We start from the raw sequence: 17,090 nt of genomic DNA on the forward strand, positions 1-17,090 counted from the left end.
GCTCCGGCCGCGCCCGCCGCGGTCGCTCCCGCCGCCCCGGCGGCTCCGGCCGCCGCGCCCGAGCAGGTCCAGGTGGACACCACGCTGCGCGGCACCACCGAGAAGATGTCCCGCCTGCGGCAGACGATGTCCAAGCGCCTGGTCGAGTCGCTGCAGACCGCGGCCCAGCTCACCACGGTCGTCGAGGTCGACGTCACCAAGATCGCGCGGCTGCGCGAGCGGGCCAAGGACGAGTTCTTCCGCCGCGAGGGCGTCAAGCTGTCGTTCATGCCGTTCTTCGAGATGGCGGCGATCGAGGCGCTCAAGCAGCACCCCAAGCTCAACGCGACGATCAACAACGAGACCATGGAGGTCACGTACTTCGACGTCGAGCACCTGGGCATCGCGGTCGACACCGAGCGCGGCCTGATCGCGGCGACCATCAAGAACGCCGGTGACCTCAACCTCGCCGGTCTGGCCCGCAAGACGGCCGACCTCGCCGAGCGGACCCGCGCCAACAAGGTCACGCCGGACGAGATCACCGGGGCCACGTTCACGCTGACCAACACCGGCAGCCGCGGCGCCCTGTTCGACACGCCGATCCTCAACCAGCCGCAGGTCGGCATGCTGGGCACCGGCGCGGTCGTCAAGCGCCCGGTCGTGCTCGACACGCCGGAGGGCGAGGTCATCGCGGTCCGCTCGATGGTCTACCTCGCGCTGACCTACGACCACCGCCTGGTCGACGGCGCCGACGCCGCCCGCTTCCTCACCACGGTCAAGCGCCGCCTGGAGGAGGGCCGCTTCGAGAACCAGCTCGGGCTCGCCTGACGAGGGCTGCCTGACGAGGGCTCACCCCGGACAGGCGCCCGCCTGAACGGGCCCGCTCGAACAGGGCCGCCTGAACAGGACTGCCCGAGCAGGGCTGCCTGAGCACGGTTGCCTGACGAGGTTCGCAGCAGGAGGCCGTCCCGCGAGTTCGCGGGGCGGCCTCCGCCGTTTCCCGGCCGCACCGCCTGTACGCCGCTCACAGGGGGGCCGGGCCGTCCGCGCGCCCGCCGTGCCCGGCCTGTACGCCGCCGTCGCGGGGCGGGTCTGTCCGCGCCCCGCCGCGCCGCCTACCGTGGACGTCATGACCATCGTTGTGACCGGAACGTCGGGTTTCCTCGGCTCGGCCCTCGTCCGGGCGCTGCGCGCCGACGGTGCCCGGGTCCTGCGGCTCGTACGCCGGGCGCCCGCGGCGTCGGACGAGGCGTTCTGGGACCCGGAACGGCACCTCCTCGACCCGTCCGTCCTGGAGGGCGCGGAGGCGGTGGTCCACCTGGCCGGCGCCGGGATCGCCGACCACAGGTGGACGGAGTCGTACAAGCGGGAGCTGGTCGACAGCCGCGTCGTCGGCACGCACACGCTCGTCGAGGCCCTGGGCCTGCTCAGGAGGAGACCGCGGGTGCTGCTGTCGGCGTCGGCGATCGGCTACTACGGCGACACCGGGACCCGGGAGGTGGACGAGTCCGCCCCTTCGGGCTCCGGCTTCCTGGCCGCCCTGGTCCGCGACTGGGAGGAGGCGGCGGCGCCGGCCGAGCAGGAGGGCATCCGGCTCGTACGGCTGCGCACCGGGGTGGTGCTGAGCCGCCACGGCGGGGCGCTGTCCAGGCTCCTGCCCCTGTTCAAGGTGGGTGCGGGCGCCGTCCTGGGAAACGGACGCCAGTACGTCTCGTGGATCTCCCTGCCCGACTGGCTGAACGCGGTGCGGTTCCTCCTGTCCACGCCCGAGATGTCCGGGCCGGTCAACCTCACCGCTCCCGAGCCGGCGACCAACGCCGAGTACACGAAGGCCGTGGCGAAGGCGCTGCGCCGGCCGGTCATGCCCATCGGGACGCCCGCGTTCGCGCTGCGTCTGGCGCTCGGCGAGTTCGCGGACGAGGGACTGCTGGCCGGGCAGCGCGTCCTCCCCCGCCGCCTGCTGGAGGCCGGCCACAGGTTCTCGCATCCCACCCTCAAAGAGGCGCTGGCCGCCGTACTCTGGTGAATCCCTGTTTCCCGATTTTGGAGTGACCGATGAGCCGCATTGGGCAGTCGCACATCGTCGCCATCGGTGGCGGTTCGTTCCGGCAGACCGAGCGGTACGGCTTCATCGAGCCGACCGGCCTGCTGCGTTACGTCCTGGACCTCACCGGCCAGGACCGGCCCAAGCTGGGGCTCCTGGCCACCGCGACCGGAGACGACGCCGACTGGCTGCTGAAGATGTACGGAGCGTTCCGCGAGTGGGACGTCGAGGTCAGCCACCTGACGGTCTTCCCGATGCCGAACGTCGCCGAGCCGGGCGAGTGGATCCTGGAGCAGGACGCCATCTATGTGAGCGGCGGCAGTGTGGCCAATCTCGCCGCCCTGTGGCGGTTGCACGGGCTGGACGAGGCGTTCGCCGAGGCGTGGCGGTCGGGGATCGTCCTGTCCGGTCAGAGCGCGGGAGCGCTGTGCTGGCACATCGGCGGCAACACCGATTCGTTCGGGCCGAAACTCCAGCCGTGGGCGGAGGGGCTGGGCTTCCTGCCGTACTCCTGCGGCGTCCACTACAACTCTGACCCGCAGCGCAGGCAGCTGCTGCAGGCGTCGGTGGCCGCGGGCGAGCTGCCCGACGGCTACGCCGCCGACGAGGGCGTCGGGCTCCACTACGTGGGCACCGACTTCATCCAGGCCGTGACGGTCGACCCCGGCGGCTACGCGTACCGGATCGAGGGGGACGGTGCAGGTGGTGTCAAGGAGTTCCGTATCGAGCCTCGGGTGCTCACCTCTACCCTGGACGGGTGAACGAGCCGAGCATGACCCCGAGACCGGCCGGCCCGGAAGCCGGGAGCGTCGCATGACCGGGCTCGCCGTGGTGCGGCTGGGCGTCGACGTTCCGTACGAGCAGGCGTGGAGCCTCCAGCGCCGGGCGCACCTGCGCCGGAGGGCGGGCGAGATCTCCGACCTGTGCCTGATGCTGGAGCACGCGCCGGTCTATACAGCGGGCAGCCGCACGTTGCCCCACGAGCGGCCCGCCGACGGCACGCCCGTCATCGACGTGGACCGCGGCGGGAAGATCACCTGGCACGGTCCCGGGCAGCTCGTGTGCTACCCGATCCTGCGGATCTCCGACGTCGCCGCGTACGTGCGGCTGCTGGAAGAGGTGCTGGTCCAGATCTGCGCCGACTTCGGGCTGGCCGCGCGGCGCATCGAGGGCCAGGGCGGGGTGTGGATGCCCGGTGACGCCGCGAGCGGCCTGCCCGACCGCAGGATCGCCGCGATCGGCATCCGGGTGGCCGGCGGCGTCAGCAGCCACGGGTTCGCGCTCAACTGTGTGAACGACCTGAGCTGGTACAACCGGATCGTCGACGGCGACTCGGGCGTCACCTCCCTGTCCGCCGAGACCGGCCGCCGCATCACCGTGGACGAGGTCATCCCGTTCGCCGAGAAGCGTCTCGCCGAGGCCCTCGGCACCGAGCCGTACGACATGTACGAGGAGGACCTCGCCTGACGGCACATCAGGCGTCTGGTAATAAGCTGGACGACGTGTCCGTTGCCCCTGATGGCCGTAAGCTCCTCCGCCTGGAGGTGCGCAACAGCCAGACCCCGATCGAGAAGAAGCCGCCGTGGATCAGGACCCGGTTGAAGACCGGGCCGGAGTACACCGAGCTCAAATCGCTGGTGCGGCGCGAGGGACTGCACACGGTCTGTGAAGAGGCCGGCTGTCCCAACATCTACGAGTGCTGGGAGGACCGGGAAGCCACCTTCCTCATCGGTGGCGACCAGTGCACCCGCCGCTGTGATTTCTGCCAGATCGACACCGGAAAACCCGCCGAGTACGACCGGGACGAGCCGCGCCGCGTGGCCGAGTCGGTCAAGCAGATGGGCCTTCGCTACGCCACCGTCACCGGTGTCGCCCGCGACGACCTGCCCGACGGCGGCGCCTGGTTGTACGCCGAGACCGCCCGCCAGATCCACGCGCAGCTCCCCGGCTGCGGCGTCGAGCTGCTGGTGCCCGACTTCAACGGCAACCAGGAGCAGCTCGAGGAGGTCTTCTCCGCCAAGCCCGAGGTGTTCGCGCACAACATCGAGACCGTCCCGCGGATCTTCAAGCGGATCCGCCCCGCGTTCCGTTACGAGCGCTCCCTCGGAGTGATCACCACGGCGCGCGAGGCCGGGATGGTCACCAAGTCCAACCTCATCCTCGGCATGGGCGAGGAGCGGGAGGAGATCACCCAGGCGCTGCGCGACCTCCACGAGGCGGGCTGCGATCTGGTGACGATCACGCAGTACCTCCGGCCGAGCCCCCGCCACCACCCCGTGGAGCGCTGGGTCAAGCCCGAGGAGTTCGTCGAGCTGCAGAAGGAGGCCGAGGAGATCGGCTTCGCCGGCGTCATGTCCGGGCCGCTCGTCCGCTCCTCCTACCGTGCGGGCCGCCTCTACCAGCAGGCGATCGCGGCGCGGCAGACGCTCTAGACGCACCGTCACGACCCGCCCCTACGGCTCCGCCGCGAGCCGTGCGGGCGGGTCTCGTTTTCATTAATTCACCCTGGGATTTGTATCCTGCAGAGCATGGCGAAAGACCCTGCGACTCCGGGACGGCTCAAGCAGATCCGGATGGTCGCCCAGTTCGTTAAACAGGCCAACCCCAAGGGCATGCCGATCGTCTACGGGTCGGCGCTGGGCACCCTCGCCGTCTTCGTCGTCCTCGGTGTGTTCTTCGGCTGGACCTGGTACGTCTTCGGCGTGCTGGCCGCCGTCCTGGTGGGCCTCATCGTGTTCAGCCGGTTGGCGCAGCGCGCGCAGTACAGCATGCTCCACGGCCAGGCCGGCGCGACGTACGCGATCCTGCAGGGCCTGCGCGGCAACTGGTACGTCGAGGAGAAGCCGGTGGCGGTCAACCGCGAGCAGGACCTCGTGTTCCGCGTGGTCGGCTACCCGGGTGTGATCCTCGTCTCCGAGGGTCCGGGCAACCGGGTGCAGCGGATGCTGGTCGCGGAGAAGAAGCGGGTGCAGCGGGTCGCGATCGACGTCCCGGTGTACGACATCCAGTGCGGCGACGACGAGGGCCAGGTGCCCCTGGCGAAGCTCCAGCGCCACCTGATGAAGCTGCCGCGCAACCTCAGGAAGCCGGTCGTCTCCGAGGTGAACAACCGGATGCGCGCGCTGACCCCGGCGATGCCGATGCCCAAGGGCCCCATGCCCAAGAACGTGCGGATGCCGCGCGGCCCCAAGGGCCGCTGAGCCGGGGGGCGAGGTGAGCGTCGCGAAGCGGCCGGTCACCCGGGCGGAGACGTCCCGGGCCAACCGCGGCTGGTGGGACGGCGCGGCCGACGAGTACCAGGCGGAGCACGGCGAGTTCCTCCGCGACGACGGGTTCGTCTGGTGCCCCGAGGGGCTGGACGAGGCCGACGCCGGGCTGCTCGGCGACGTCGCGGGCCGCCGGGTGCTCGAGGTGGGCTGCGGCGCCGGGCAGTGCGGCCGGTGGCTTCTCGGCCGGGGCGCGGCGGTCGTCGGCTTCGACCTGTCCCACCGGCAGCTCCAGCACTCGCGCCGCATCGACGACGCGGCCGGGCTCTCCCTGCCGGTGGTGCAGGCGGACGCGGAGGTCCTGCCGTTCCGCGACGGCTCGTTCGACCTGGCCTGCTCGGCGTTCGGGGCGCTGCCGTTCGTCGCGGACGCCGGTGCCGTGCTCGGCGAGGTGCGCCGGGTGCTGCGGCCGGGCGGGCGGTTCGTGTTCTCGGTGAGCCACCCGATCAGGTGGGCGTTCCCGGACGATCCCGGTCCGCGGGGGTTGACGGCGGACCGGTCCTACTTCGACCGCTCGCCGTACGTGGAACTGGACGACGGCGGCGTGCCGTCCTACGTGGAGCACCACCGGACGCTGGGCGACTGGGTGGGGCTCATCACGGGGGCGGGGTTCGTCCTGGCCGGGCTGGTCGAGCCTGAGTGGCCGGACGGCCACGAGGGCGTGTGGGGCGGCTGGAGTCCGCTGCGCGGCCGGCACTTCCCCGGCACCGTGATCTTCAGCTGCGTGCGTTCCTAGCCGCCATGGCGTGGAAGATCTCCCTGGGCCTCCACCGCACCTCGTCGATCATGCTGACGACGCCGTACGAGCCGGGGTCGAGGTCGCCGCGCCGCTCGAATCCGGCGAAGGTGAACCAGAACGCGCTGTCCACGCCCTCCTCCTCGAAGACGGCGAGCAGCTCGTCGAAGTAGCGCACCTGCTCGGACTCGTCCGGCACCAGGTCGTCCACCTGGTCGATCGCCCAGGCCATGCCGCCCCGGTCGCCCGCGCCTCGGTAGGGGCAGGTGCCGAACTCGGTGACCGCGACCGGCTTGCCGTGCCGGAAGTGGCTCCGGATCTCCTCCTGGAAGCCGGCGGCGTTGTAGGCGGCGCGGTACGCGTCGACGCCGACGACGTCGAACGGCGTCCAGTCGACGAACTCCCAGGGCGCCGAGGCGTAGGTCAGCCGCCCGCCGAACCGCTCGCGCGCGACGCCCGCGGCCTCGGCCAGGAACGTGTTCAGCCGTCCGAGCATGGGTCCGATCGACGCCCAGTCGTCGGCGGTGAAGGACGCCAGGGCGTTCAGCCGGTCGTCGAGCGTCTCTCCCGGCAGGAAACCTGGGGCGAACCCGCTGATCTCGCAGCCCATGACGTAGACCACCTCGGCGCCCGCCGTACGCAGCCGTTCCGCCCGCGCGGCGCAGTCGGCGAAGAACGGCAACATCTCCTCGGTGGTGAGCTCGCAGGGGAACGGCGCGAACCAGACGTCGAGGCCGGCCGCGGCGGCGTGTTCGGCGGCCACGCCGAGCCGCTCCGGGTCCCCTCCTGACACGCGTACGGCGGTGCAGTGGAGGTCGTCGGCGATGACGCGCATCTCGCGGCGCACCACCTCCGGGTCGAAGTGCCGCCGTGAGGCGGCCCCGGGGAGGAACCCGGTGTCGTAGTTGATGCCGACGGCTCTCATGTCACAGCTCCAGGTCGGGGGTGATGGGCGGAGATCGGCCCTGTTGTCCGGCGCGAGCCGGAGACTCGGGATCGGAGATGGCGGGATCGGAGATGCGGGATCCGGACGGGTGTCGCGGGCGGGTGCCTCATGCCGGGCCGAAGCGGCCGGCCAGGCCGTTTCCGAGCTGGTCGAAGGCGAGGTCGACGTCGTCGAGCAGCAGCCGTCCGGCGTCGGCGAGAGCCGTTCCGGAGGCGATGCGGTGGAAGAACGTCTCCTGGACCGTCAGGACGACGGCGCTGATCTGCGCGGCCGCCAGCTCCGCCGCCAATCCGGCGTCCCGCCCGCGGCCCTGCCCCTCGGCGGGGCGGCACGGCGGGTCGGGATCGTCGTCGCCGGACAGGGCGCGGGCCAGGGCCCGCCGCCGGCCGTACTGGAGGCGGTTGACGGCGGCGGTGAGCAGGGGGCTGTCCACGATCACCTTCATCCGGGCGACGAGGTCGTCCGCGTCACCGATGTCCGGGTCCGTGGCGAACGCCCGCATGTATGCGTGTAGCGCTCCCAGGGGCGTCTCACCGGCGGGCCGGGATCTCACGATCGCGGCCAGGTCCTCGTCCTCGAGCGCGTGCAGGACGAGGGACTCCTTCGTCGGGAAGTACTTGAAGAGGGTCACCTTGACGACCCCGGCCGCCTGGGCGATCTCGTTGACCGTGACCGCCTCGAACCCACGCTCGGCGAAGAGCCGCATCGCCACGTCGGCGATCGCCTGTCGCGTCCGCCGCTTCTTGTCCTCTCTGAGGCCCGCCATACCGGCACAATAGATGAACCGGGTTCATTTGCAAACCCGGTTCATCTATTTACGTGTGGCGCGCAGGCCCGGCGGAGCCGTCTCAGCGCGACCCGGACCCGCTCCTGAGTACGAGGCGCCGACCGCTCGCAGATCGGCGAGGCAGCGGCCGCAGGCGCTCGAAGGCCGATGCCGGGCACCGGTGACGGGCGTTCGGAGGCCGGCGGCGGGACGTCTGCCGTGAAGGGCGGTGAAGGCGCCGGTGACGGAGATCGCGGACCGGTACGAGGATGCCGGGGCGGACTGTCAGAGGCGGACGACGACGGTGTTGGACGCCCTGTCGTGCAGGCCCCTGCGGTCGCGGTCCCAGATCAGGGCGGGCACGGCGAGGCACAGCAGGAAGGTCCGGACCAGCACGGGCACCAGCGGAGGCCGTCCGCCGTCGAGCATGGCGACGCGGAGACCGAACAGCCGCATGCCCAGGGTCATGCCGACGGTGCCGACCAGGAGGAGGTTCTCCACGGCGAAGACCGCGAGGCCGACCCAGCCGGTGGCCTGGCCCTGGGCGCCGAGCACGCCTCCGGCGATGGCCCAGGTGCACAGCAGCCAGTCGACCAGGATCGCGCCGAGGCGGCGCCCCCATCCGGTGACGGAACCGCTGCCTTCGGGAGGAAAGCCGAGCCGCTCGCCCGGATAGCCGAGGTCGATGCCGGCCGACCGGACTCCCCCCATCCAGGTCTGGGTCCACCGGGGCTGCTGCTTGCTCATGACCCAAAGGGTATCCGCGCCTGTCACCGGTCTTCCGCTCGGCGGCCATGACGACCATGATTAATCCCACCATCTCTCGAAATTTCAGCTATTGGAGTGAACTGTGCGCCCGGCGGACCCTGACGACATCGACGCGCGTTTCGAGGCGCTGGTCGCGCAGTTCGGCGAGGACGAGATCCAGCGGATGGAGGCGCTGGCGGCCCGCCTCCCCCGCTCGGGGCGGCGCCGTACACCGGTGGTGATGCTGGCCGTCCTCGGGGTGGTGGCCGTCGCGGGCGCGATCATCAGCCTCCGGCCCGACCTGTTCAGCGGCGACGCCGCGCCGGCGCCGTCACCTCGCCCCCCGGCCCCCGCGATCCTGCGCCCGGCGGAGGGCACCACCGAACCGCCGGTCACCGGTACGCCTTCGGATGCGGGAACACGCGACGCGACGCCCCCGCCGTCCACACCGACGACGTCCACGTCCCTGCCGTCCACGCCGCCGCCGTCCGCCCTCGGCCCCGCGGCCCGCCCCTGAACGGCGTGGCCCACCGGATTCCTTCCGAGAGCGGCGGGCGGACCCTCGCCGCCGCCCCCGATGCACCAGGCCAGGACGAGGCCGTGCGCATCACATCGGCGGCCCGGCCCCGTATGTACGAGTCAACCGGCCTGATGCCGTGGCCTACCGGATTCCTTCCGAGGGCGGGAGCGAGCCGCACATCGTTCGCCGCCGTTGAATCGCCTCTCGCGAAACCCTGACCTTCCCGCATTTCGCTTCAGCACCATCGCTTCACGACAAGCGAGGCGAATCGCAAAGATATTCATTGAACGGGCAATTTCCACACAAGAATCGCCATCGCTGCCCCTCGGCGCTCCCATGATGGAAATCGGCCCGGCGTGTACGGCGAGCACGTACGGGGCCGTCCGGTACGGGCCGCCCGACGAGGAGCCGATCGGGCGGCGAGGGCCCTCACCGCCCTCCCGAGCGACAGAACCCATGGCGGGCAAGGCGTCCGGCACGAAACACGAGCACAGCTTTGACCTGGTACGACGCCCGGAAAGGCGCCGGTTCGGAGCTACTGTCGGAGCACGCTCCCATTAACACGGGCGAAACAAACGAGACATGGGGCGGAAACGGCCGGGACCTATTTTCGGGTCTGCTGGCCCATGCCCCTGGGAGGTTCGAGAGTGTTCAACTCTGCCGATGACGTCCTGAAGTTCATCCGGGACGAGGGTGTGCAGTTCGTCGACGTCAGGTTCACGGACCTGCCGGGCACGACGCACCACTTCACTTTCCCCGTCGAGAACTTCGGCCCCAATGTCTTCACCGACGGCCTGATGTTCGACGGCTCGTCGATCCGCGGTTTCCAGGCGATTCACGAGTCGGACATGTTGCTGCTGCCCGACCCGTCCACCGCCGTGCTGGACCCGTTCCGTCAGCACAAGACGCTGAACATCAACTTCTTCGTGCACGACCCTCTCACGGGTGAGGCGTACAGCAGGGACCCGCGCAACGTCGCCCGCAAGGCCGAGCAGTACCTCAAGGGCACCGGCATCGCCGACACGGCCTACTTCGGCCCGGAGGCCGAGTTCTACATCTTCGACGACGTCCGGTTCGAGACCAGGCAGAACGCCGGGTACTACTACATCGACTCGATCGAGGGCGCCTGGAACACCGGCAAGGCCGCCGAGGGCGGGAACCTGGGTTACAAGCCCCGCTACAAGGGCGGCTACTTCCCCGTCCCCCCGATGGACCACTTCACCGACCTGCGCTCGCAGATGGTGCGCAACCTCATCGAGGCGGGCATCGAGACCGAGATGCAGCACCACGAGGTGGGCACCGCCGGCCAGGCCGAGATCGACTTCAGGTTCGGCACGCTGCTCAAGACCGCCGACAACATGATGTTGTACAAGTACATCATCAAGAGCACGGCGCTCCAGCACGGGCACACCGTCACGTTCATGCCCAAGCCGCTCTTCGGCGACAACGGCTCCGGGATGCACTGCCACCAGTCCCTCTGGAAGGACGGCGAGCCGCTCTTCTACGACGAGGTCGGCTACGCGGGCCTGTCCGACCTGGCCCGCTACTACATCGGCGGCCTCCTCAAGCACGCGCCGTCGCTGCTGGCGTTCACCAACCCGACGGTGAACTCCTACCACCGCCTGGTCCCGGGCTACGAGGCGCCGGTCAACCTGGTGTACTCGCAGCGCAACCGGTCCGCGTGCGTCCGCATCCCGATCACCGGCTCGAACCCAAAGGCCAAGCGCCTGGAGTTCCGCGTTCCGGACCCGTCCTGCAACCCGTACTTCGCCTTCGCCGCGCAGTTGATGGCCGGCATCGACGGCATCCGCAACAAGATCGAGCCGCCGGAGCCGATCGACAAGGACCTGTACGAGCTTCCGCCGGAGGAGGCCCGCCAGGTCCAGCAGGTGCCGGGCTCGCTGCCTGAGGTGCTCGACGCCCTCGAGGCCGACCACGACTATCTGCTCGAAGGCGGCGTCTTCACGCCGGACCTGATCCAGACCTGGGTCTCGTACAAGCGGGAGAACGAGATCGACCCGATCCGCCTCCGCCCGCACCCGCACGAGTTCGAGCTCTACTACGACTGCTGACGGGCTACCGCGCGGTGACCTGCATGTTCATCGCGCGGCTCCCGCCTGGCTCTGCCTCAGTTCCGTCCGGGCAACGAGAACCGCATCGATGGCGGCCCGCGTCGACTCGTCGGAGTCGGGCCACAAGTGGCCGTAGGTGTCGAGGGTCGTCTTGGCGCTCGCATGCCGTAGTCGGGCCTGGACGACCTTGACGTCGGCATCCGAGGCGATCAGGAGCGACGCGAGGTAGTGCCGCAAGTCGTGGAATCGAAAGCCCGCGGGAAGGTCCTGCACCTTGCTGCGGGCTTTCCGCATTGCACGCTCAAGCTTCCATGGGCCGACTTGTGCGCCGTTGTCATCGGTCAAGAGCGTCTCACCGCTGTAGTCGACCTGGACATGGGCACTCCTGGCTGATCTTCCCCATCAGATCCAGTACCACCGCAACGATTCGTCAACCCGGCACGCCCTCCACGGGATCGGCCCTGCGTTGGAGGTCGGGCAAGAGGCTTGGCCAGACGCCTTCCCGGCTCAAGCCTCGCCATGAAATGATCCACTGCGGCTGGATCCACGTAAGGACTGTGCATGTCCCCCAAAGCGGTGGCGTTTGTCGCCTTTCTGCTAATCGGTTCAGGCATTCTTACTGGTCTGATGTCCGTTACTTCAGGCGGTGAGTCTTGCGGCTCGGCATTTGTCGGAGTTACGTGGGACCAACTCGATCCGTCCTCCGGCCTGGCCGATAGGCTGCACCATTTGGATAACTGCACAGACCTGCGGAACCTCGTTAAGATCCCCGCTACCGTACTGATCACTGCAGGCGGGGCCACACTGTTCGCTGTCTTCCTGTCGCGACGACGCATATCCGTTTCGCACGGATAGAACGGAAGCCTGGGCGTCTACGCCGATTGGAAGATCGACTACCAGGTCAGGAGGTGCGCCACGGTTCGCGGCGCCCCTCCGTGTCCGCGGATAGGTGACGGTTTGCGAGGGCCGGGCACGTCCAGACCCCTGGCTGCAAGATCGGCAAGCGTGTCGCACCCATCCCACGCGCAGCCGTACACGCGATCTTGGCGCTCCAGCGCAGCGAGGCGCCATCGTGGCGACTCTCCGCCGGACAGGATGAGCGGGTGAACGAGGACGTTTTTCGTACTCCGTCCCCTGGGAGCGCTCATGCTCAGATCCGCACTCATGTCCATCACCCTGGCCATGCCCGCGCTCATCGCCGTAGCCGGGCCGGCTGAATCCGCGTCCGCCGGCGCCCCGTCGCGGCTCCTCGCGGATGACGCCTTCCAACAGGACTGCCTCAAGGCGCACAACACCTATCGCGCGCGGCACGGGGTGCCTGCGATGCGCACCGAGCCGGAGGGCATCGAAGCGGCCAAGAAATCCGCTGCCTATTACGCCCAGAAGGGCAGCATCGACCACACCTCGCCTTATAAGGCCGGCCGCGCGGAGAATCTGTACCTCGCGTCGTTCTCCGGAGGGAGGGTGGCCGCCTGCGCTGACGCTGTGAATGCCTGGTACGACGGGATCAAGGATTACAACTTCAACGACCCCGACAACCTGGCGAGCTTCAATAACTGGGGCCGGTTCACCCAGGTGGTGTGGAAGTCCTCAACCCGGTTGGGCTGCGCACCAGGTACTCGCACGGATTCCGGCCGGACCACGACGTACATCGTGTGCCTCTACAACCCGCCCGGCAACGTGCAGGGGCAATTCGGGTCCAACGTGCCTCGGCCGGTCAAATAACCCGTTCGAGGCCGGAAGCGCCGCTCTTCCGCCTGCCGACCGTGCAGCCCGCTGCCGTGCACGAACGAGGGCGTCCCCCGGCCCTCCGGCATCCGAGTCTCGTGATCGTCGAGGCGAGTCCGGTCGGCGGTCGCCGGGTCACAAGGACGTCGATCTTCGCTTCGATGCGTGCCGAGCTGACGTCGTCGCCGAAGGCAGCGGCTCCACCGGCAGCCAGGAGTCCGAGAAGCCGTGCGTGGTCCCGGACGGGATCCGCGTCTGAAGCTTCCAGCTGGTGGAACCGGGTCGATCCCCTCGAAGACCTTGGTCCGGCTCGCGGACCGCACCGCAGCGACCGCCGCCCTGTCGTCGTCGAGGGCTACCGCCGCGTGACGGCCGCGAACACGCCACGCGCGGCCGTTCCGTCCGGCCAGGTCCATCCGGCGACGAGGCGTCCGGACGGCCCCTCCGCGGCCTCGGCCGGCCGCAGGACGCGGTTGATCTCCACGTCGAGCTCGCCGTCAGGGCCGATTCCGTACACGGTGACGGTCGGGTCCGGGGTGTCGCTCTCGCTCTGGTGCTGCGGCGTCGCCTCGCCCCGCAGGAGTGCGCGCAACTGTGCCGTCACCACCGGGTCGTGGACGCCGTCATAGATCCACCGGAGGCCCAGCACCCCGTGCTCGGAGGTGCCGATCAGCGCCTCGCCTGGGGCTCCTTCCAAAGCCGCGCCGCGATAGCTCATCGGCACCAGGTACGCCACCGGCTCCTGCGCGGCGGTGTCCACCACGACCATGAACTCGATCCCGACCTCGCCCTCCGGATCGTCCAACCGGAACCCACCGGCCCGGACCAGCTCGGGCGTTCCCCCGTCGCCCGCGTACCAGCTCTGCTTCGGCAACCACTCGTGGAGCAACTCCAGCTTGGTGGGCGTCATGGTGGTGCGGTGGATCTGGGCCATGCGAGCTCCTTCACGGCGCGGGTCCGGCTCCGTCGTCTGACGGGCTCGAACCTATAGGAACCGGCGGTGCCCATGCCCCTGCCTCTCACCGCGGCCCGCCTGACTCGGGACCCCGTGCAGTCGCCTGGGGCCCGGGGGACAGGACTCGGTCGGCGAAGGCGACCACGGCGTTGACGACGGCTTCGAAGCGCAACGAGTGGAACAGGTCGAAGGCGTGCTGCCCGCCGGGCAGTTGCGCGTAGACGACCGGCCGGGTCGAGACGGCGCGCAGGCGTTCGGCGAAGAGCCGGGCGTCCTCGGCCGGCGTGACTGTGTCGCGGTCCCCATGCACGATGAAGAACGGCGGCGCGTCCGGCCGCACATGGGCGAGGGGCGAGGTCTCCGGGCCCATGCCGTAGTAGGCGCCGTAGTAGCCGCCCAGGCCGATCACCGCCGCGACGGAGGTGTCCACCCGCTCGAAACCGGGCTGGAGGGCCGGGTCGTCGGGACCGAGCGCGGCCAGGGCCGCCATGTGCGCGCCGGCCGAACTGCCCGCGAGGACAATGCGGTCGGGATCGGCGCCGTAGCGGCGACCGTGCTCCCGGACCCAGGCGATCACCTTCTTGGCGTCCACGAGGTGGTCCTGCAAGGTCGCCTGGGGACGCAGCCGGTAGTTCGCGCTGACGCACACCCAGCCCTGCCCGGCCAGCCGGTACAGAAGCGGCAGCGCCTGGCTGTCCTTTCTCCCCCCGTGGTAGCCGCCGCCGTGCAGGTGGATCAGGACCGGCGCTCCCGTGGGCCGGGAGCGATGGCGGTAGAGGTCGAGCAGGTTTCGGCGGCCGGCCGGGCCGTACGGGAGGTCGGCAATCCGTTCGACCGCGCGGTGGCGGCGGAGGAACGGGCCGAGCAGGACGCGCCCGTACGGCAGGCGGCGCGAGACGGGCACCGCCCCCATGGCGCGTTGTACGGCGGGCATCGCCTGGCGGCCGCGCCAGGCCACCACACCGAGGCCCGCCATGGTCACGGCCGCCGCCCCGGCGATGACCGGTGAGGTCAGATCGCCCTGGACGAGGGCGAGGACCGTGGCGGCCAGGATCCAGGCGAGCACCACGAAGGGCAGCTCGTTCAGGGCTACGCCGAGGCGGAAGCCGAGCATGGCCAGCGGCCGGGGCCGGGCCGGCGGGGCCAGTGCGAACAGGGTGCAGATCGCGACGGGGACCAGGGTGATCAGGTATCCGTAGGGCGGGTTCATCGCCGCCCCAGCCCCGGGGCGAGCACGGCGCCGACGGCCAGGGCGGCCGCCGGCGCGCCGATCACGGTGAGGAGCAGTCTTCTGATGGAGGTGTTCACGCCGATCAGCCTCGCCCGGCCGAGTGGGGCGCCGCATCGGGCGCGTGGTCGGGCGCCGCCCTCCCCCGGTGGGGGCCGGGTCCGACTTTGGTAGGTGACGGCTCCGCCGTGCCCGTGGTTAGCCTTGGCCGGTGAGCGAGACGCGATACCGGCGAGCCGTGACCGTGGCGAGCGTGGTCCTCGGGATCGGCGCGCTGACCGGCGTGTCGTTGTGGGGGCGGGCGGGCGGATCCGAGCTGTGGCTGGATATCGCGGTCGCGGGGGTGAGCCTGGTCGCCGCGCTCGCGCAGCTCCGGTGGCCGGTCTCCGGCGCGCTCGCCGCCACCCTCCTCGCCGCGGCCTCTCCGGCGGCCACGCCGGCGGCGTCGCTGGGGGCGCTGCAGGTGGCCCAGAGCAGGCGGTTCCCCGTCGCGGCGGCGGTGGCGACGGCGGGCATCGCGGCCCATCTGGTCCAGGGCCTGTGGCGGCCGAACTCCGGCATCTCCCTCCGCTGGTGGCTGCTGCTGATCTGCGCCTCGTACGGCGCGCTGCTCGGCTGGGGCGCGCTGGCCCGTTCCCGCCGCGCGCTCCTCATCTCGCTGCGCGAGCGCGCCCGCCGCGCCGAATCCGAGCAGGGCAGGCGGATCGCCGAGGCTCGCATGGCCGAGCGCCGCACGCTCGCCCGGGAGATGCACGACGTGCTGGCCCACCGCCTGTCGCTGGTGGCCACCCACGCCGGGGCGCTGGAGTTCCGCCCGGACTCCTCCCCCGAGCAACTCGCCCGGGCCGCCGGGGTGGTCCGCTCCGGTGTGCACCAGGCGTTGGAGGAGTTGCGCCAGGTGATCGGCCTGCTGCGCGAGGAGGACGACCTACTGGACGAGCGGGAAACTCAGCCCACCCTGGCCGACCTGCCGCGTCTGATCGCCGAAGCACGCCAGGCAGGCCAGGCCGTACGGATCAGCGACGAGACCGCCGGCGCCGACCTGCCCGCCCCTGCCGGAAGGACCGGCTACCGCGTGGTGCAGGAAGGGCTGACCAACGCCCGCAAACACGCCCCCGGCCAACCGGTGGAGGTGCTGCTGCGCGGCACTCCGGGCGCGCGCCTGCTGATCGACGTCCGCAACCCGCTGCCCGCGTCCGGCTCGGCGCCGATCGCGCCCGGCGGCGGCGTCGGCCTGGTCGGGCTCACCGAGCGGGTACGGCTCGCCGGCGGGCAGCTCGACCACCAGAGCACCGACGGGCGGTTCCGGCTCCAGGCGTGGCTACCATGGCCGTCGTGATCCGCGTGCTCCTGGTCGACGATGACGCCCTGGTCCGCGCCGGACTGTCCATGATGCTGGACGGCGTCGCCGGCATCACCGTCGTCGGCGAGGCGGCCGACGGCCAGGAGGCCATCGCCGCCGCCGACGCCCACGCCCCCGACGTCGTCCTCATGGACCTGCGCATGCCCCGTGTGGACGGCATCACCGCGACCCGGCGGCTACGTTCCCGGGCCCGCCCGGCGGAGGTGATCGTGCTGACGACCTTCGACACCGACGAGAACATCCTGCACGCGCTGCGCGCGGGCGCCAGCGGGTTCCTGCTCAAGGACACACCGCCGCCGCGGATCGTGGAGGCGGTCGTCCGGGTCGCGGCGGGAGACCCGATCCTGTCCCCGCGCATCACCCGGCGGCTGATGGACCGCACCGTCGTCCAGTCCGGGACCTACGAGCGGGCCCGCGCCGCGCTGGCCGTCCTCACCCCTCGCGAGCACGAGGTGGCCCTCGCGATCGGGCGCGGCCGGGCGAACGCGGGCATCGCCGCGGAGCTCGCCATGGGCGTCACGACGGTGAAGGCCCACGTCTCCAGCATCCTCATCAAGCTCGGCCTGGACAACCGCACCCAGATCGCGCTCCTCGTCCACGACGCGGGCCTCGTCTGACCGGCGCGCCCCCCGATCCCGCCCCGGCGGCGCGGCCGGCGTCCTGCCGCCCGCTCCCCTGTCACCTGCTCTCCTGTCACCTGCTCTCCTGGGGCGTGCACGACCGCGCGTTCCGGCGCGCCG

Annotated in this window: 17 protein-coding genes and 1 pseudogene; 12 read left to right on the plus strand and 6 right to left on the minus strand. The window is 70.6% G+C overall.

What is annotated here, in order from left to right:
• From AWQ70_RS30370 to AWQ70_RS30400, 7 genes are all read left to right on the plus strand, one after another.
• On the plus strand, window positions 1–807 hold an 807-nt coding region (locus AWQ70_RS30370; RefSeq protein ID WP_174552437.1), incomplete at its 5' end, for a 2-oxo acid dehydrogenase subunit E2.
• 301 nt (window positions 808–1,108) lie between these two features.
• Window positions 1,109–2,005: a TIGR01777 family oxidoreductase gene (locus AWQ70_RS30375; RefSeq protein WP_067183634.1), complete on the plus strand. Its 897-nt coding sequence runs from the start codon at window positions 1,109–1,111 to the stop codon at window positions 2,003–2,005.
• 29 nt (window positions 2,006–2,034) lie between these two features.
• Window positions 2,035–2,784 carry a Type 1 glutamine amidotransferase-like domain-containing protein gene (locus tag AWQ70_RS30380; RefSeq protein WP_067183637.1) on the plus strand — a complete coding sequence of 250 codons (750 nt, stop codon included), beginning with the start codon at window positions 2,035–2,037 and terminating at the stop codon, window positions 2,782–2,784.
• Window positions 2,785–2,836: 52 nt separating this feature from the next.
• On the plus strand, window positions 2,837–3,490 hold the full coding sequence (lipB, locus tag AWQ70_RS30385) for a lipoyl(octanoyl) transferase LipB (protein ID WP_067183640.1): 654 nt from the start codon (window positions 2,837–2,839) through the stop codon (window positions 3,488–3,490).
• A 35-nt stretch (window positions 3,491–3,525) separates the two neighbouring features.
• A complete protein-coding gene (lipA, locus tag AWQ70_RS30390; protein ID WP_067183642.1) occupies window positions 3,526–4,455 on the plus strand; it encodes a lipoyl synthase in 930 nt (309 codons plus the stop codon).
• Window positions 4,456–4,551: 96 nt separating this feature from the next.
• Window positions 4,552–5,223, plus strand: coding sequence for a DUF4191 domain-containing protein (locus AWQ70_RS30395; RefSeq protein ID WP_067183645.1), 672 nt, complete (start codon window positions 4,552–4,554; stop codon window positions 5,221–5,223).
• 13 nt (window positions 5,224–5,236) lie between these two features.
• Window positions 5,237–6,025 carry a class I SAM-dependent methyltransferase gene (locus AWQ70_RS30400; protein WP_067183648.1) on the plus strand — a complete coding sequence of 263 codons (789 nt, stop codon included), beginning with the start codon at window positions 5,237–5,239 and terminating at the stop codon, window positions 6,023–6,025.
• On the opposite strand, the gene AWQ70_RS30405 is transcribed toward AWQ70_RS30400, so the two are convergent.
• From AWQ70_RS30405 to AWQ70_RS30415, 3 genes are all read right to left on the minus strand, one after another.
• On the minus strand, window positions 6,006–6,950 hold the full coding sequence (locus AWQ70_RS30405; protein ID WP_067183650.1) for a glycoside hydrolase family 113 protein: 945 nt from the start codon (window positions 6,948–6,950) through the stop codon (window positions 6,006–6,008). The genes AWQ70_RS30400 and AWQ70_RS30405 overlap by 20 nt on opposite strands.
• Before the next feature lie 127 nt (window positions 6,951–7,077).
• Entirely contained in the window at window positions 7,078–7,737 is a 660-nt protein-coding gene (locus tag AWQ70_RS30410) for a TetR/AcrR family transcriptional regulator (protein ID WP_067183652.1), read from the minus strand.
• 285 nt (window positions 7,738–8,022) lie between these two features.
• On the minus strand, window positions 8,023–8,484 hold the full coding sequence (locus AWQ70_RS30415) for an RDD family protein (RefSeq protein WP_067183654.1): 462 nt from the start codon (window positions 8,482–8,484) through the stop codon (window positions 8,023–8,025).
• A 103-nt stretch (window positions 8,485–8,587) separates the two neighbouring features.
• Between AWQ70_RS30415 and AWQ70_RS30420 the strand changes: the two genes are divergently transcribed.
• Window positions 8,588–9,001 carry a hypothetical protein gene (locus AWQ70_RS30420; protein WP_067183657.1) on the plus strand — a complete coding sequence of 138 codons (414 nt, stop codon included), beginning with the start codon at window positions 8,588–8,590 and terminating at the stop codon, window positions 8,999–9,001.
• 650 nt (window positions 9,002–9,651) lie between these two features.
• Window positions 9,652–11,076 (plus strand): type I glutamate--ammonia ligase, encoded by a 1,425-nt coding sequence (glnA, locus tag AWQ70_RS30425; protein WP_067183659.1) that lies wholly within the window; start codon window positions 9,652–9,654, stop codon window positions 11,074–11,076.
• A 27-nt stretch (window positions 11,077–11,103) separates the two neighbouring features.
• Here the strand turns inward: glnA and AWQ70_RS30430 are convergent.
• A pseudogene (locus tag AWQ70_RS30430) lies at window positions 11,104–11,427 on the minus strand (tyrosine-type recombinase/integrase); the annotation flags it as partial.
• Window positions 11,428–12,240: 813 nt separating this feature from the next.
• Between AWQ70_RS30430 and AWQ70_RS30435 the strand changes: the two are divergent.
• Complete coding sequence (locus tag AWQ70_RS30435; RefSeq protein ID WP_169808765.1) at window positions 12,241–12,801, plus strand: CAP family protein; 561 nt, start codon at window positions 12,241–12,243, stop codon at window positions 12,799–12,801.
• 358 nt (window positions 12,802–13,159) lie between these two features.
• Here the strand turns inward: AWQ70_RS30435 and AWQ70_RS30440 are convergent, their stop codons facing one another.
• Together AWQ70_RS30440 and AWQ70_RS30445 are read right to left on the minus strand one after the other, a co-directional pair.
• A complete protein-coding gene (locus AWQ70_RS30440; protein ID WP_067183666.1) occupies window positions 13,160–13,738 on the minus strand; it encodes a maltokinase N-terminal cap-like domain-containing protein in 579 nt (192 codons plus the stop codon).
• Window positions 13,739–13,823: 85 nt separating this feature from the next.
• Window positions 13,824–14,969, minus strand: a complete 1,146-nt coding sequence (locus tag AWQ70_RS30445) for an alpha/beta hydrolase (protein ID WP_084517978.1) — start codon at window positions 14,967–14,969, stop codon at window positions 13,824–13,826.
• 229 nt (window positions 14,970–15,198) lie between these two features.
• Here AWQ70_RS30445 and AWQ70_RS30450 point away from each other — a divergent pair, with 229 nt between their 5' ends.
• The gene (locus AWQ70_RS30450; protein WP_067183668.1) at window positions 15,199–16,326 is read left to right on the plus strand and encodes a sensor histidine kinase; all 1,128 of its coding nucleotides are present in this window, start codon (window positions 15,199–15,201) and stop codon (window positions 16,324–16,326) included.
• Window positions 16,314–16,967 (plus strand): response regulator transcription factor, encoded by a 654-nt coding sequence (locus AWQ70_RS30455; RefSeq protein ID WP_067183671.1) that lies wholly within the window; start codon window positions 16,314–16,316, stop codon window positions 16,965–16,967. The genes AWQ70_RS30450 and AWQ70_RS30455 overlap by 13 nt, the downstream gene beginning before the upstream one ends.
• The last annotated feature ends 123 nt before the right edge of the window (window positions 16,968–17,090 follow it).

Source organism: Microtetraspora niveoalba, from assembly GCF_001570405.1.
Taxonomy (GTDB): domain Bacteria; phylum Actinomycetota; class Actinomycetes; order Streptosporangiales; family Streptosporangiaceae; genus Microtetraspora; species Microtetraspora niveoalba.